General features: G+C 70.8%; 15 protein-coding genes. 12 read left to right on the top strand and 3 right to left on the bottom strand.

The annotated features are described in order from the left end of the window. Positions 1 to 11 precede the first annotated feature (11 nt). Positions 12 to 1,367: a phosphoglucosamine mutase gene (glmM, locus tag QE454_RS01460; RefSeq protein ID WP_307315145.1), complete on the top strand. Its 1,356-nt coding sequence runs from the start codon at positions 12 to 14 to the stop codon at positions 1,365 to 1,367. A gap of 97 nt (positions 1,368 to 1,464) precedes the next feature. Here glmM and QE454_RS01455 read toward each other — a convergent pair whose 3' ends face one another. Beyond that, complete coding sequence (locus QE454_RS01455) at positions 1,465 to 2,394, bottom strand: Ppx/GppA phosphatase family protein (RefSeq protein WP_307458759.1); 930 nt, start codon at positions 2,392 to 2,394, stop codon at positions 1,465 to 1,467. 74 nt (positions 2,395 to 2,468) lie between these two features. Here QE454_RS01455 and coaA point away from each other — a divergent pair, with 74 nt between their 5' ends. The 5 genes from coaA (at position 2,469) to tsaE (ending at position 7,523) form a co-directional block, all read left to right on the top strand. After that, entirely contained in the window at positions 2,469 to 3,428 is a 960-nt protein-coding gene (gene coaA / locus QE454_RS01450) for a type I pantothenate kinase (protein WP_210072291.1), read from the top strand. A 115-nt stretch (positions 3,429 to 3,543) separates the two neighbouring features. Further along, positions 3,544 to 5,394, top strand: coding sequence for a glutamine--fructose-6-phosphate transaminase (isomerizing) (gene glmS / locus QE454_RS01445; RefSeq protein ID WP_307315150.1), 1,851 nt, complete (start codon positions 3,544 to 3,546; stop codon positions 5,392 to 5,394). A 103-nt stretch (positions 5,395 to 5,497) separates the two neighbouring features. After that, positions 5,498 to 5,905 (top strand): holo-ACP synthase, encoded by a 408-nt coding sequence (locus QE454_RS01440; protein WP_210072289.1) that lies wholly within the window; start codon positions 5,498 to 5,500, stop codon positions 5,903 to 5,905. Continuing rightward, the gene (gene alr, locus QE454_RS01435; RefSeq protein ID WP_210072288.1) at positions 5,902 to 7,023 is read left to right on the top strand and encodes an alanine racemase; all 1,122 of its coding nucleotides are present in this window, start codon (positions 5,902 to 5,904) and stop codon (positions 7,021 to 7,023) included. Before QE454_RS01440 ends, alr begins: the two co-directional genes overlap by 4 nt. Further along, positions 7,020 to 7,523, top strand: a complete 504-nt coding sequence (gene tsaE / locus QE454_RS01430; protein ID WP_267786164.1) for a tRNA (adenosine(37)-N6)-threonylcarbamoyltransferase complex ATPase subunit type 1 TsaE — start codon at positions 7,020 to 7,022, stop codon at positions 7,521 to 7,523. The genes alr and tsaE overlap by 4 nt, the downstream gene beginning before the upstream one ends. Here tsaE and QE454_RS01425 read toward each other — a convergent pair. Continuing rightward, positions 7,501 to 8,469, bottom strand: a complete 969-nt coding sequence (locus tag QE454_RS01425; RefSeq protein WP_210072287.1) for an alpha/beta fold hydrolase — start codon at positions 8,467 to 8,469, stop codon at positions 7,501 to 7,503. The two genes, tsaE and QE454_RS01425, sit on opposite strands and share 23 nt — an antisense overlap. A gap of 65 nt (positions 8,470 to 8,534) precedes the next feature. Here QE454_RS01425 and tsaB point away from each other — a divergent pair, with 65 nt between their 5' ends. From tsaB to QE454_RS01405, 4 genes are read left to right on the top strand one after another with little or no spacing between them, the layout of a single operon-like run. Then, entirely contained in the window at positions 8,535 to 9,167 is a 633-nt protein-coding gene (tsaB, locus tag QE454_RS01420; protein WP_307458764.1) for a tRNA (adenosine(37)-N6)-threonylcarbamoyltransferase complex dimerization subunit type 1 TsaB, read from the top strand. After that, positions 9,167 to 9,772 (top strand): ribosomal protein S18-alanine N-acetyltransferase, encoded by a 606-nt coding sequence (gene rimI / locus QE454_RS01415; RefSeq protein ID WP_307458767.1) that lies wholly within the window; start codon positions 9,167 to 9,169, stop codon positions 9,770 to 9,772. Before tsaB ends, rimI begins: the two co-directional genes overlap by 1 nt. Then, on the top strand, positions 9,772 to 10,872 hold the full coding sequence (gene tsaD / locus QE454_RS01410) for a tRNA (adenosine(37)-N6)-threonylcarbamoyltransferase complex transferase subunit TsaD (protein WP_307458771.1): 1,101 nt from the start codon (positions 9,772 to 9,774) through the stop codon (positions 10,870 to 10,872). The genes rimI and tsaD overlap by 1 nt, the downstream gene beginning before the upstream one ends. Then, the gene (locus QE454_RS01405; protein ID WP_307458773.1) at positions 10,869 to 11,327 is read left to right on the top strand and encodes a hypothetical protein; all 459 of its coding nucleotides are present in this window, start codon (positions 10,869 to 10,871) and stop codon (positions 11,325 to 11,327) included. The genes tsaD and QE454_RS01405 overlap by 4 nt, the downstream gene beginning before the upstream one ends. A gap of 9 nt (positions 11,328 to 11,336) precedes the next feature. Here QE454_RS01405 and QE454_RS01400 read toward each other — a convergent pair whose 3' ends face one another. After that, positions 11,337 to 12,524, bottom strand: coding sequence for a THUMP-like domain-containing protein (locus QE454_RS01400; protein WP_307458776.1), 1,188 nt, complete (start codon positions 12,522 to 12,524; stop codon positions 11,337 to 11,339). Between the two features lie 132 nt (positions 12,525 to 12,656). Between QE454_RS01400 and groES the strand changes: the two genes are divergently transcribed. Next, positions 12,657 to 12,953 carry a co-chaperone GroES gene (gene groES / locus QE454_RS01395; RefSeq protein ID WP_039394204.1) on the top strand — a complete coding sequence of 99 codons (297 nt, stop codon included), beginning with the start codon at positions 12,657 to 12,659 and terminating at the stop codon, positions 12,951 to 12,953. A gap of 137 nt (positions 12,954 to 13,090) precedes the next feature. Further along, positions 13,091 to 14,032, top strand: a complete 942-nt coding sequence (rarD, locus tag QE454_RS01390) for an EamA family transporter RarD (protein ID WP_307458779.1) — start codon at positions 13,091 to 13,093, stop codon at positions 14,030 to 14,032. Positions 14,033 to 14,185 lie beyond the last annotated feature (153 nt).

The following is a 14,185-nucleotide window of genomic DNA, read 5'->3' as shown; positions in this document are numbered from 1 at the left end:
CGATCCTCCGTATGCCTCTCTTCGGCACGGACGGGGTGCGGGGGCTGGCCAACGGCCTCCTCACCGCCGAACTCGCGCTGCACCTGGCCCAGGCGACTGCTGTCGTCCTGGGCCAGGGCCGTTCTGCGGAAGCGCGCAAGGCCGAGGGCCGTCGCCTCACGGCCGTCGTCGCGCGCGACCCGCGTGTCTCGGGGGAGTTCCTCTCGGCCGCGGTCGCCGCAGGCCTGGCCTCCTCCGGTGTCGACGTTCTCGACGCCGGCGTCATCCCCACCCCAGCCACCGCGTTCCTCATCGCCGACCACGACGCCGACTTCGGCGTGATGGTGTCGGCGTCGCACAACCCGGCCCCTGACAACGGCATCAAGATCTTCGCCCGTGGCGGAACCAAGCTGCCCGACATCGTCGAGCAGCGCATCGAGAGCGCCCTCGAAGGCGAGCGGCTGCAGCCCACCGGCGCGGGAGTCGGGCGCATTCGTCGTTTCGCCGACGCCGAGGACCGCTACGTGCTGCACCTTCTCGGGTCTCTGCCGCACCGTCTCGACGGCATCCATGTCGTCCTCGACTGCGCCCACGGCGCGGCGGCGGGCGTGTCGCCCGAGACCTTCAAGGACGCGGGCGCCCAGGTGACGGTCATCGGAGCCGAGCCCGACGGCTTGAACATCAACGACGGCGTGGGCTCGACGCACCTCGACGTGCTCGCCGAGGCCGTCGTGCGTCTGGGCGCCGACGTCGGCATCGCCCACGACGGCGACGCCGACCGCTGCCTCGCCGTCGACGCGCAGGGCAAGATCGTCGACGGCGATCAGATCATGGCGATCCTCGCGGTCGCGATGAAGGAGCGCGGGGCGCTCGCCGATGACACGCTCGTGGCGACGGTCATGAGCAACCTGGGACTCCACCGTGCGATGCAGGCCCACGGCATCCGGGTTCTGCAGACCGGCGTGGGTGACCGCTATGTGCTCGAAGCGATGAACGAGGGCGGCTACTCCCTCGGCGGCGAGCAGTCCGGACACGTGATCATGAGCGAGTTCGCCACCACCGGTGACGGCCTCTTGACCGGTCTGCACCTCGTGGCCGAGATGGCCCGTCAGGACAAGACGCTGGCTGAGCTCGCCTCGATCATGACCGTCTACCCGCAGGTGCTGGTGAACGTGCGCGGCGTGGATCGCGACGGCGTGAGCGACGAGGGCGTCCAGCGAGCCGTGGCCGCGTCGACGGCCGAGCTCGGCGACTCCGGTCGTGTGCTGCTGCGCGCGTCGGGCACCGAGCAGCTCGTGCGAGTGATGGTCGAAGCGGCCTCTGAAGAGGACGCCCGCGCACACGCCGATCGGCTGGCCGAGGTCGTGCGGGAGCGTCTCGCCCTCTGACCCCGGAGGACGTGGCGGACGTGCGTCGAGCGCGCCCGCCCCGTCCTCGATCGGCGCTGGCGTCCGCGGAGGTCCCGTCGAAGGGGTGCCGCGGTGATCAGTACTCGAGCGATTCGATGTAGCGCAGCAGGACGCCTTCGCGCAGCGCCCAGGGTGAGACCTCGAGCTCCTCGACATCGAGCGCTTTCATGGCGCGCTCGACGACGACCGCGGCGGCCACGATCTGGAACGTGCGGTCGGCGGTGATGCCCGGCAGGGCCTCGCGTGCGTCGGCGGGGATGCGAGCGAGCCGCGGGATCCAGTCCTTCAGCTCTCTGCGAGGCAGCACCATGCGGTCGATGCCCGACCAGCCGGGGACGGGATAGCCCGCCAGTTTCGCGAGCGATCGGATGGCCTTGGACGACCCCACCACGTGGTCGGGGCGCGGGAGGGCGGCGAAGCGCTCGGCGACGGGGGCGAGGACGGATGCCGCGTGCTGACGCAGCGCGTCGATCTCCTCGCCGCTGGGAGGGTCGTGGGGGAGGAACTGCACCGTGGAGCGTCCCGCGCCGAGCGGCACGGACTCGGCGAGATCGGGGAGCTCGTCGGCGCCGCCCGCGATCTCGAGGGAGCCGCCGCCGATGTCGAACAGCAGGATCTGCCCCGCCGACCAGCCGAACCAGCGCCTCACCGCGAGGTAGGTGAAGCGGGCTTCGGTCTCTCCGCCCAGAACCTGGAGGGGCTGTCCGAGCGCTTCCTCGATGAGGGCGATGACCTCCTCTCCGTTGGCCGCGTCGCGCACCGCGGAGGTGGCCGTGGCGAGGAGCTCGTCGACCCGCTCGGCGCGGGCGCGATCGCGCGCTGCGGTCACGGCATCCACCAGTCCCCGCACGCCCTCCTGCGAGATGGACCCGTCGGGCAGCAGGTAGCGCATCAGCCGGAGCACGGAGCGGTGCGAGGTGGTGGCGGTCGGTCGTCCTCCCGCCCGGGCGTTCGCGACGAGCAGGTGGACGGTGTTCGAACCGATGTCGAGGACTCCCAGGCGCACGACCCGAGCGTAGTGGCCGCGGAGAGACGGCCGGGGTCGGCGGGGGAGGGTGACGCCCCGGGTAGCATGAGCGGGTGTCCGCCGCCGAGACCGAGACCGCAGCTCCCGCGCCGTCGCTGAGCCCCTACCGTCAGATCGACCGCGACGACTGGGCTCGCATGGCCGGTGGGCTGGAGCAGCCGCTGACCGAGAACGAGATCGTGCAGTTGCGCGGCATCGGAGACCGGCTGGACCCCCGCGAGGTCGCCGAGGTCTACCTGCCGTTGAGTCGTCTGTTGAGCCTCTACGCGCGGGCCACCCGTCGGCTCGGTGCCGACACGAGCACCTTCCTGGGGGAGCCGGACGCCACGACTCCTTTCGTGATCGGAGTCGCCGGGTCGGTGGCGGTGGGCAAATCGACCATCGCGCGTCTGCTGCGCGAGCTGATGAGCCGCTGGCCCGACACCCCTCGGGTGGAGCTGGTGACCACCGACGGATTCCTCTATTCGAACGCCGAGTTGGAACGGCGCGGTCTCATGGACCGCAAGGGCTTCCCGGAGTCGTACGACCGGCGGGCGCTCGTGGAGTTCCTCAGCGAGGTGAAGTCGGGTGCGGAGGAGGCGCGGGCTCCGTTCTACTCCCACGTGCGATACGACATCATGCCCGACGCGCACGTCACGGTTCATCGACCCGACGTCGTCATCGTCGAGGGGCTGAACGTGCTCCAGCCGCCGCCGTCGCCGAACGAGGTGGCCGTCAGCGATCTGTTCGACTTCTCGATCTACGTCGATGCCGATGCCGCGCACATCGAACGCTGGTACGTCGACCGCTTCCTCGCGCTGCGCGACAACGCCTTCACCAATCCGACCTCGTTCTTCAAGGTCTTCGCCGACATCAGCGACGAAGAGGCCGTCGAGCGTGCGCTCGGATACTGGCGCGAGATCAACCTGCCGAACCTCGAAGAGAACGTGCTGCCCACGCGCCATCGCGCGAAGCTCGTGCTTCAGAAGGGTGCCGACCACACGGTCGAGACCGTGCTGCTCCGCAAGCTCTGAACGGGCCGGCCCGGGAGCGACCCGGTCTCCGTCGTGCGGCTCCGGAATCGCTCGGGCCCGGCTCCCGAGTGGCCGCGGAGGGGTTTGCTCAGCCCCGCCACGTAGACTCGAATCCATGTGCGGAATCATCGGGTACGTGGGTCCTCGGCAGAGCCAGGACATCCTTCTGGCGGGTCTGTCGCGTCTGGAGTACCGGGGGTACGACTCCGCCGGGATCGCCGTGATCGACGGCGACGGGCGGCTCGACATGCGCAAGCGCGCGGGAAAGCTCGCCGTGCTGCGTGACGACCTCGAGTCCACGCCCATGCCGAACGGCACCACCGGCATCGGTCACACGCGCTGGGCGACGCACGGTGGACCCACCGACGCCAACGCCCACCCGCACCTGGCCGACGACGACAAGCTCGCCGTGATCCACAACGGCATCATCGAGAACTTCGCCGAGCTCAAGAGCGAGCTCGTCGGCGACGGCTTCGCGTTCCGCAGCGAGACCGACACCGAGGTCGCCGCGGTCATGATCGGTCGCGAGTACGCGCGCACCAAAGACCTGGTGCAGGCGTTCCGCTCGGTCGTGTCGCGACTCGAGGGGGCGTACACGCTCCTCGCGATGCACGAGGATCACCCGGGCCTGGTCGTCGGTGCCCGCCGCAACTCGCCGCTCGTGATCGGTCTGGGCGAGGGAGAGAACTTCCTCGGCTCCGACGTCGCCGCCTTCGTCGAGCACACGCGCAATGCTCTGGCCATCGGCCAGGACGAGATCGTGGCCATCACCCCCGAGGGTGTCGAGGTCACGGACTTCTCGGGCGCCCCCGTCGAGGTCGAGGCTTTCGAGGTCACCTGGGACGCCTCGGCCGCGGAGAAGGGCGGCTGGTCATCGTTCATGGCCAAAGAGGTCTCGGAGGAGCCCGAGGCCGTCGCCAACACCATCCGCGGTCGCATCCACGAGGGCCGGGTCGAGATCCCCGAGCTCGACGGCATGGACGACTTCCTCGCCGACATCGACCGTATCCTCGTCATCGCGTGCGGCACGGCAGCGTACGCGGGCATGGTCGGCAAGTACGCCCTCGAGACCTGGACCCGTGTCCCCGTCGACGTCGAGTTGGCGCACGAGTTCCGCTACCGCAACCCCGTGCTCACCCCCCGCACGCTGGTCGTCTCGATCAGTCAGTCGGGCGAGACCATGGACACCCTGATGGCCGTCAAGTACGCCCGTTCGCGCGGTGCCAAGACCCTGTCGATCTGCAACACCCAGGGGGCGACGATCCCGCGCGAATCCGACGCGATCGTCTATACGCACGCGGGTCCTGAGGTCGCCGTCGCCTCGACGAAGGCATTCGTCGCGCAGATCACCGCGCTCTACCTGCTCGCCCTGCACGTCGGCCGCGTCCGCGGTGCGGTCGATCCGGTCGTCGCCGTCGAGGCCGTGACCGAGCTCGAGGCGGTGCCCGGCAAGATCGCGCGCGTGCTCGAGACCGAGCAGGCCCGGATCGAGCAGCTCGCGCACTGGATGGCCGACACCCGATCGGTGCTGTTCCTCGGCCGCAACGTCGGTTACCCGATCGCGCTCGAAGGAGCGCTCAAGCTCAAAGAGCTCGCCTACATCCACGCCGAGGGTTTCGCCGCCGGTGAGCTCAAGCACGGCCCGATCGCGCTCATCGAGCCCGGTCAGCCGGTCTTCGTCGTCGTTCCCAGCCCCCGCGGCTCGGGCGAGATGCACAAGAAGGTCGTCTCGAACATCGAGGAGATCCGCGCCCGCGGTGCCCGTGTCATCGCGATCGCCGAAGAGGGAGACGTCGCCGTGCTCCCCGCGGCCGACGAGGTGCTGCGCATCCCGTTGGCGGCGCCGATGTTCGAGCCGCTCCTGGCCGTCGTGCCGCTGCACATCTTCGCGATGGGCCTGGCCGAGGCGAAGGGGCTCGACGTGGACCAGCCGCGCAACCTCGCCAAGTCGGTGACGGTCGAATAAATACCGCATCGAAGGGGCCGGATGCCGTGGCATCCGGCCCCTTCGTCGTCTCGGTGTCTGCGGGCACCGGCAGAATAAGAGGGAAGTCGAGAGGGGAGCGCACGTGATCGTCGGTATCGGCGTCGACCTCGTCGACGTTCCGCGGTTCGAGGAGCATCTGCGGCGTACCCCTCGGCTGATTCCCCGCCTATTCTCGGCGACCGAGCGGACGCTCAAGCCCCGCTCCCTGGCGGCGCGGTACGCGGCGAAAGAAGCCCTGATCAAGGCGCTGGGCGGGTCCGACGGCGTGCACTGGATCGACATCGAGGTCACCTCGGAGGCGTCGGGACGTCCGGTCTTCTCGCTCAGCGGCGAGACGGCCGCCACGGTCGCCCGCCGGGGGATCACGGCCCTGCATCTGTCGATGTCGCACGACGCGGGGCTGGCGACGGCGTATGTCATCGCCGAATCCCGTGCGGGCGCCGAGGCCCCGGCATCCGTGAATCCGCCCACTCGAGAGGACGACGCATGACGATGGCACCGGGAGTGCTGCGCGAGGCGGTGATCGACGTCGATGCGATCACCGAGAACGTCCGTCATCTGCGCGCGTTGACGGGGTCGGAGATCATCGCGGTCGTCAAGGCCGCCGGGTACGGGCACGGAGCCCACCGCACGGCCGTCGCCGCGCTTCGCGGAGGGGCGACGCGCATCGGCGTGTCCGACATCGACGAGGCGCTGGCTCTGCGCCGCGCCGGCATCACCGCCCCGCTCTTCGCCTGGCTGCACGCTCCGGGCGCATCGTTCGTCGAGGCCGTGCGCGAAGAGATCGAGCTCGGTATCTCCGACATCGACCAGCTGCTCCGTGCGGCCGATGCCGCTCACGGTGAGCGGCCCGCGACCGTGCACCTCAAGATCGAGACCGGGCTGTCTCGAAACGGCATCGCCCCCGCCGATTGGCGCATGGTGTTCTCCGAGGCCGCGCGTCTCGAGCGCATCGGCCGGCTGCGCGTGGTCGGGCTGTTCTCGCACCTGTCGAACACGAGCGAGGCCGACGATCGCGCCGCTCTGGCCCGGTTCGAAGAAGGAGTGGTGCTCGCGGCATCCGTGGGGCTGAATCCGCCGCTGCGGCACATCGCGGCCACGAACGCGGCCATCGCGCTACCCGAGACCCGGCTCGGGTGCGTGCGGATCGGCATCGGTCTGTACGGCATCTCCCCGTTCGAGCATCGCTCGTCGGCCGACTTGGGCCTGCGCCCGGCTATGACCCTGCGTGGCGCGGTCGCGGCCGTCCGGCGGGTTCCTGCGGGCACGGGGGTGTCCTACGGATACGACTACCGCACCGACCGCGAGACGACGCTCGCGCTGGTCCCCCTCGGCTACGCCGACGGCGTGCCCCGGCAGGCTTCGGGTCGGGGGCCGGTCTCGATCAACGGCCGCCGGTTCACCGTGGCCGGACGCATCGCGATGGACCAGTTCGTCGTCGACGTGGGCGACCACCCGGTCGCGGTGGGCGACGAGGTCGTCCTCTTCGGAGACCCGACCCTGGGCGTGCCTTCGGCGCGGGACTGGGCGGATGCCGCCGACACCATCGACTACGAGATCGTCACGCGCGTGGGCGTTCGCGTGCCCCGACGGGAGGTCCGCGCGTGAGTGTTCCCGACGCACTGCTCGGCGAGCGGGTGATCGAGAGTCCGAGCGACATGGAGGAGCTGGGCCGGCAGATCGGCCGCGCACTCGCCCCGGGCGACGTGGTCGTGCTGACCGGGCCCCTCGGCGCCGGCAAGACGACCCTGACCCGGGGGATCGGCGAGGGGCTCGGCATCCGGGGTCCCGTCCAGAGCCCCACCTTCGTGATCGCCCGCACCCATCCCTCGTTGGTCGGGGGCACCCCGCTCGTGCACGTCGACGCCTATCGACTGGGGGCCGCGGTCGAGCTCGACGACCTCGACATCGACGTCGCGGGTTCCGCGGTGATCGTGGAGTGGGGCCGCGGCGTCGCGGAGTACCTCGCCGACACGTGGTGGGAGATCGAGATCGACCGTCAGGTCGGGGGACGCGGGGTCGACAACGCCTGCGGCGAGATCGCCGTGCACACCGTCGAACTCGACGCCGACGCCCCGCGGCGGGTCACGATCTCGCGTCTGCCCTGAACCCCGTTCGACGCGCAGAGGAGCCGCCGGATCTTCCTCCTCTTCCGCGCGATGCCGGGGCGCGGTCCGCAGCCCACACCTCGCGCAGCGCGCGCAGGGTCTCGACCGGTTGCTCGACGTGGGCGAAGTGCCCGCTCTCTTCCAGAACACGGTCGTCGTAGTCGCGCATCAGTCGCTCCCACTGGCGGGCGTCGCGCTCGGCGACGAAGACATCGCCCGCACCCCGGACGGAGCGTACCGGGCACGAGATGCGTCGCCACACGCCGTCGTCGTGCGCGCGAGAGAGGTGGGCCGCGGACAGGAAGGCCGAGGGACGGATCTCGTCGGCGAGATCGTCGGTCACCGACCGATTGACGCTCTCCGGATGCCGGAACAGCGGGCGAGAGAGGCTGTGCAACGCTCCCGTGCGGCGCAGCAGGCGCAGCAGCGGGCGGGCGAGGGGGCCGAGACCGCGCAACACCCGCATGGCGAGAACCATCCCCGCCAACCACGGCAGCCTCGGAGCCTGACGGAACGGCCGCCGGGCGACGGCGCGCGCACCGGCGCCGCTGGGGGAGACCACCCCGACCGCGACGGTCTCACGGGGGAAGCGGGCGGCGACGTCGAGAGCGATCACGCCCCCGAGCGAGTGCCCGACGACGCGCCATCTCGGGTAGCCGAGTGCGCGGGCGACGCCGGCTACCGCCACCGCGATCTCGGCCGGCTCCGGCACCGGCCCCGGCGTCTCGCCCCAGCCCGGCAGATCGACCGCGACGATGTCCGACAGGGGGAGGCGGAGCTGGTCGCTCGCCGCGATCATCGGACGCCACGTGCGCCACGACCCGGCCGCGCCGTGCAGCAGGATCGTGGCGACGGGGCTCCCCGACCGCCGACCCGCGTGCACCACGATCGGCGCCGCCCCGGTGGGGACGACGACGCGGCGGAGGCCGAGGTCGTCATGATCCATGCCCCTTCTTCGGAGCGGAGGGGGAGTTCGGATGCCGCCGAGGAGCGGCCGGATACGCTGGATGCGTGATTCTCGGCATCGACACCTCCCTCGGCACCGCCGTCGCCGCGATCGCCCGCGACGGAGAGGTGCTCGCCGACGAGCAGAGCTCCAACCCGCTCGGCCACGCCGAGGTGATCGGCGATCTCCTGCGCCGGGCCACGGTCGCAGCCCCCGCCCCCACGCACGTCGCTGTCGGCATGGGCCCCGGTCCCTTCACCGGGCTGCGGGTGGGTATCGCCACCGCTCGGGTGTACGCCCTCGGCCGCGGCATCCCCGCCGTCCCCGTGCCGAGCCACGACGGCATCGCCCTCGGTCTCCTCCTCGCTGACGCGTTGACGGGGACCGACACCGGTCGCTTCGCCGTCGTCACCGACGCGCGGCGCAGGGAGTTCGCCTACAGCGTCTACGAGGGCATCGACGACGACGGTCTTCCCGTGCGGGTGTCGGACGCGCAGCTGAGCCCTCGCGACGGCCTCGACGCCCGGCTGGTTGCCGCAGGCGCCCGTCGATACGACGCCACCACCGTGTCGGCCGCGATGATCGCGCTCGCCGCGGCGCGAGCCCTCGACGCCGGCCGCACGCTCGCGGACTCCGAGCCCCTCTACCTGCGCAGCCCCGATGTGGTCGCCGCGCACGCGCCCAAGCGGGTGAGCTGATGGCGACCCGCACCGCGACCGTCGCCGATCTCGATGGCATCATGGCGCTCGAGCGCGCCTCGTTCCCGACGGATGCGTGGAGCCCGGCGATGATGCGCGAAGAACTCGCCTCACCGCACGGCTGGTACGTCGTCGTCGAAGAGGCGGGTCGACTCGTCGGCTACGCGGGGCTTCGCGCGGTGCGCGGGGCCCGGGATGCCGACATCCAGACGATCACCATCTCCGAGGCCGCGCGCGGCCGGGGGCGGGGCCGGGCTCTGCTGACGGCTCTGCTGGAGGAGGCCGTTCGCCGCGAGGTGCACGACGTGTTCCTCGAAGTCCGCGCCGACAACCCCGTCGCGCAGAAGCTGTATCTCTCCGAGGGCTTCGCCGAGGTCGGTCGCCGCCCCCGGTACTACCAACCCGACGACGTCGACGCGATCGTCATGCAGCTCGATCTGCGCGGGTGGGCCGGGCGGCGGGCGGAGACCGCGGGCATCCCGGCATCCGGTCTCGAAGGACCGGACCGGTCTCACGGAATCGGTTCGGAGGCGCCGGGAGAGGCGATTCCCCTGCCCTCGTCCGAATCCACGCCACCGACCGCCTCCGGAAAGGGCTGGTGCTGATGAACGCGCCCCTCGTACTCGGTATCGAGACCAGTTGCGACGAGACGGGCATCGGCATCGTCCGCGGCCGACAGCTGCTCAGCAACACGATCGCCTCGAGCATGGACGAGCACGCCCGCTACGGCGGGGTGGTGCCCGAAGTCGCCGCGCGCGCCCACCTCGAGGCGCTGCAGCCTTCGATCGACGCGGCGCTCGCCGAGGCCGGCGTCACCCTCGGCGACCTCGACGCCGTGGCCGTGACGAGCGGGCCCGGTCTCGCGGGGGCCCTGATGGTCGGGGTGGGCGCCGCCAAAGGGCTCGCCGTCGCCCTCGACAAGCCGCTCTACGCCGTCAACCATCTGGTCGGGCACATCGCCGCGGACATCCTCGACGCCGACGCGGGAGAACTCGAGTACCCCACCGTCGCCCTTCTCGTCAGCGGTGGGCACACCTCGCTCCTGCTGGTCCGCGACCTGACGAGCGATGTCGAGCTCCTCGGCGAAACGATGGACGACGCAGCGGGCGAGGCCTTCGACAAGGTCGCGCGCCTGCTCAAGCTGCCGTACCCCGGCGGGCCGGAGATCGATCGGGCCGCCGCCTCGGGCGACCCCACCGCGATTCGATTCCCGCGCGGGCTCTCGCGGGCCTCCGACATGGCATCCCACCGCTACGACTTCTCGTTCTCGGGCCTGAAGACGGCCGTGGCACGGTGGGTCGAACAGCACGAGGCCGCCGGCGAGCTCGTCCCGGTCGCCGACGTGGCCGCCTCGTTCCGAGAGGCCGTCGTCGATGTGCTCGTGACCAAGGCCCTCGACGCCTGCGAGCGCCACGGCGTTCCCCGCCTGCTGCTGGGCGGAGGCGTCATCGCCAACAAGCGCCTGCGTGATGTCGCCCTCGAGCGGGCCGCGGCCGCCGGTGTGGCCGTGCGCATCCCGCCGCTGCGCCTGTGCACCGACAACGGCGCGATGATCGCCGCTCTCGCCGCGGAGCTCATCTCGTCGGGTCGCCGCCCCTCGACCCTCGCCTTCGGAGCGGACTCGACGCTGCCCGTCACCGAGATCCAGGTGGCGGAGGATCCGGATGCCGACGCCCCGGCGCCACGCGCAGGAACGACGCCGTGACCGACACGCCGCCGCCCACGCGCCGCGCACGCAAGGAAGAGGCCGGCCCCGCGGTCGACCTTCCCCCCGTGCCGTCCCTGCCCGCCGGCGTCCGCGCCGCGGGGTCCGAGATCGTCGCCCCCGAGGTGGACGACGACGACCGTCTGCCCACCGCCCAGCTCGAGATGGCGGCGTTCGGCGATCACCTGATCCCGTATGCGCCGCCTGTCCCTCGGAAGCCGCCGTCCGTCGCGCCCTGGGCCCTCGGCGTGGCGGTCATCGCGCTGGCGGCTGCGTTGTTCACCGGCTGGCTGCTTCCGGTCGGTGTGATCGGCTCGACTCTCGCGATCGTCTCGCTCCGGCGGGCCCACGACAGCCGCCGGGTCGCCGTGTGGGCCCTGGCGCTCGCGCTGCTCTCCGTCGCGTTCAGCGTCGGCTGGCTGGTCTGGGGCTTCTCGCAGCTCGCCGTCGGGTGAGCGGAGCCGTCAGACGCGGTCGGCCAGCAGCGCGAGACGCTTCGACCCCACGCGCGTGAGGATGAGCGTGGCCGAGGAACCGCCGCGCAGAGCGAGCTTCTTCCGCAGCACCGCCGGGTCGACGTCGACGCCGCGCTTCTTGATCTCCAGCGTGCCGATGCCCCGCGCGCGCAACGCCTGCGCGAGTTTCTTCGGGTCGGCGGGCAGCTGCTCGCGCACCCGGAACGACGACACGAACGGGCTCGTCAACGCCGCATCCGAGGTGAGGTAGGCGATGCCGGGCGCGAGCATGCCGGCATCCAGGGCTCGACCGACCTCGCCGATGAGACGCGCGCGGATGACGGCCCCGTCGGGTTCGTGCACGAACTCGCCGAGCTCGCGCTCCTCGACGTCGGGGCTGTCGCCCGGGGCGGTGAGCTCCCACGCGTCGTCGGCGCGCACGACGAGTGCCGCGCGGCGAACGCCCTCGCGGGTGAGAGCGCCGGCCCAGAGCACGAGCTCGATCGTCGAACCGTCGGCGCTGATCCACTGCGCCTCGAACTCGTCGGGGATCTGCGAGCGGTCGAAGCCCGGCCCGAGCTTCACGCCGCCCGGCGTCTTCCTCAACTGTTCGAAGACCCACTCGAGCGAGGGCGACCAGTCGGCCGACGACACCTGTCGCGTCTCGGCATGACCGGCGGTGCGTCGCGCGGGGTCGAGCCACACGGCATCCGTCCCGCTCAGGTCCACGTCCTCGGCGCGGGCGTGCCGCACCGTCGCCGCGTCGCCGAAGGGGGCGAGATTGTAGGCCGCGAGGGCCGCGGTCACCTCGTCGGCGTCGACGGCGTGCACCCGGATGCCGAGACCCGCCATCCCGAGGGCGTCACCGCCGATCCCGCACCCGAGGTCCGCCACGCTGTCGATCCCCGCGGCGCGGAAGCGGCCGGCGTGACGGGCGGCGATCGAGAGGCGGGTGGCCTGCTCGAGGCCGGCGCGCGTGAAGAGCATGCGGTCGGCGAAGGGTCCGAACTTCGCCGTCGCGCGCGCCCGCAGGCGTGCTTGGCCGACGACGGCCGACACGAGATCGGGGGAGTGGCCGGCGGCCCGCAGGCGCGACACCGACCGGGCGACCTCATCGATCGAATCGAGGGTGCCCACCTCGTCGAGGAGGCGCAGGCCCTCGGGCGTGAGCAGGGCGGTCAGCTCGCTGGTATCCACTGATTCAGCCTAGGCGGGGGTTCTTGCTGGCACTCGCGTTGCGTGAGTGCCAGCGCTTCTCTACACTCGAATTAGCACTCTCCCCGCGTGAGTGCTGACAAGTCTTCTGTAACGAGAAAGAAGAGGTAGACCGTGTCGGTTTCCATCAAGCCGCTCGAGGACCGCATCGTCATCAAGCAGGTCGAGGCTGAGCAGACCACTGCGAGTGGTCTCGTCATCCCCGACACCGCCAAGGAGAAGCCGCAGGAGGGCGAAGTCGTCGCCGTCGGCCCCGGCCGCATCGACGACAACGGCAACCGTGTCCCCCTCGACGTCGCCGTCGGCGACCGCGTGCTCTACAGCAAGTACGGCGGCACCGAGGTCAAGTTCGGCGCCGACGAGTACCTCGTGCTCTCGGCTCGCGACGTCCTGGCGGTCGTCGTCCGCTGATCGAGTGAGATCGTTCGAAGGCCCCGGATGCCACGGCATCCGGGGCCTTCTTCGTACCCGCCGCCGGAGTCCGATGTGGCAGGAAAGACGCGACGGTCGGCGCTCCGAGTCGTCGAGGGGACCCCTAGGCTAAAGCGGTGACCCCCGCTCCTCCCGCTCCGACCGGCGGGAGCACCCGCGGGGCGCTGTACGCGCTCGGCGCGTACCTGCTCTGGGGCGTCCTCCCCCTCTACTTCCTGCAGCTCAAGCCCACCGGCCCGTTCGAGGTGGTCGCCTGGCGGATCATCCTCGCGTTCGCGTTCTGCCTGCTGCTGTTGACGGTGCTGCGCACGTGGCGGCCGTTCCTCGCGATCGTGCGGCAGCCGCGGCTCATGGGACTCACCGCGTTGGCGGGCGTGCTCATCTACATCAACTGGCAGACCTACCTCTACGGCGCTTTGACGAACCACGTCATCGAGACAAGCCTCGGCTACTTCATCAACCCCATCGTGACGGTGCTGCTCGGGGTGATCGTGCTCCGTGAGCGGCTGCGCGTCGTGCCGTGGATCGCCATCGGCCTGGCGGTCGTCGCGGTCGCGGTCATCGTGATCGGCTATGGGGCTTTCCCCTGGATCGCCCTGACCCTCGCCTTCTCGTTCGGCTTCTACGGCCTGGTGAAGAAGCAGATCGGACCGGCGGTGGATGCCGTGAGCGGGCTGACCCTCGAGTCGCTGTGGCTGCTGCCGGTCGCGGCGATCCAGCTGGTGTTCGTCGCGAACCTCACCGGCATCACCCTGGGCACGGCGGGAGCACTGCACACCGTTCTGCTCCTGCTCGCGGGAGCCGTCACCGCCGTCCCCCTCCTGCTGTTCGCCTCGGGGGCACGGCGCGTACCGCTCACCGTCATCGGCCTGCTGCAGTTCGTCGCGCCCATCATCCAGTTCGGGATCGGCGTATGGGTGCTGCACGAACCCATGACCCTCGAACGGTGGATCGGGTTCGCACTCGTGTGGGCGGCGCTCGTAATCCTCAGCGTCGACTCCGTCGTCGCCTCGCGGCGTCATCGCCGGGCTGCGGTGGACGTGTCCGAGCCCGTTTGACCTGTTTCTTTCGTTTCGCGGCTCGGAATTGCCGCGCAAAAGTAACGATTAGGTCGCGTAATCGACCGTTAACACATTGCAACATCGCGGCTACAAGTGCGCCATTAGGTTTGTCACAATCCGAGCGGGTTATCCGCGCGGTTCCAACTCACC

The sequence above is a fragment of the Microbacterium sp. SORGH_AS_0454 genome (assembly GCF_031453395.1).
Taxonomy (GTDB): Bacteria; Actinomycetota; Actinomycetes; order Actinomycetales; family Microbacteriaceae; genus Microbacterium.
Note: the sequence above shows the minus strand (reverse complement) of the source record. Positions and strands in the feature narration are given on the sequence as shown.

What these genes read in the sequence shown, in the direction of transcription:
- glmM (WP_307315145.1), top strand. Translation starts at nt 12, where the DNA reads ATGCCTCTCTTCGGCACGGACGGGGTGCGGGGGCTGGCCAACGGCCTC.
- QE454_RS01425 (WP_210072287.1), bottom strand. Translation starts at nt 8,469, where the DNA reads ATGGATCATGACGACCTCGGCCTCCGCCGCGTCGTCGTCCCCACCGGG.
- alr (WP_210072288.1), top strand. Translation starts at nt 5,902, where the DNA reads ATGACGATGGCACCGGGAGTGCTGCGCGAGGCGGTGATCGACGTCGAT.
- glmS (WP_307315150.1), top strand. Translation starts at nt 3,544, where the DNA reads ATGTGCGGAATCATCGGGTACGTGGGTCCTCGGCAGAGCCAGGACATC.
- tsaD (WP_307458771.1), top strand. Translation starts at nt 9,772, where the DNA reads ATGAACGCGCCCCTCGTACTCGGTATCGAGACCAGTTGCGACGAGACG.
- rimI (WP_307458767.1), top strand. Translation starts at nt 9,167, where the DNA reads ATGGCGACCCGCACCGCGACCGTCGCCGATCTCGATGGCATCATGGCG.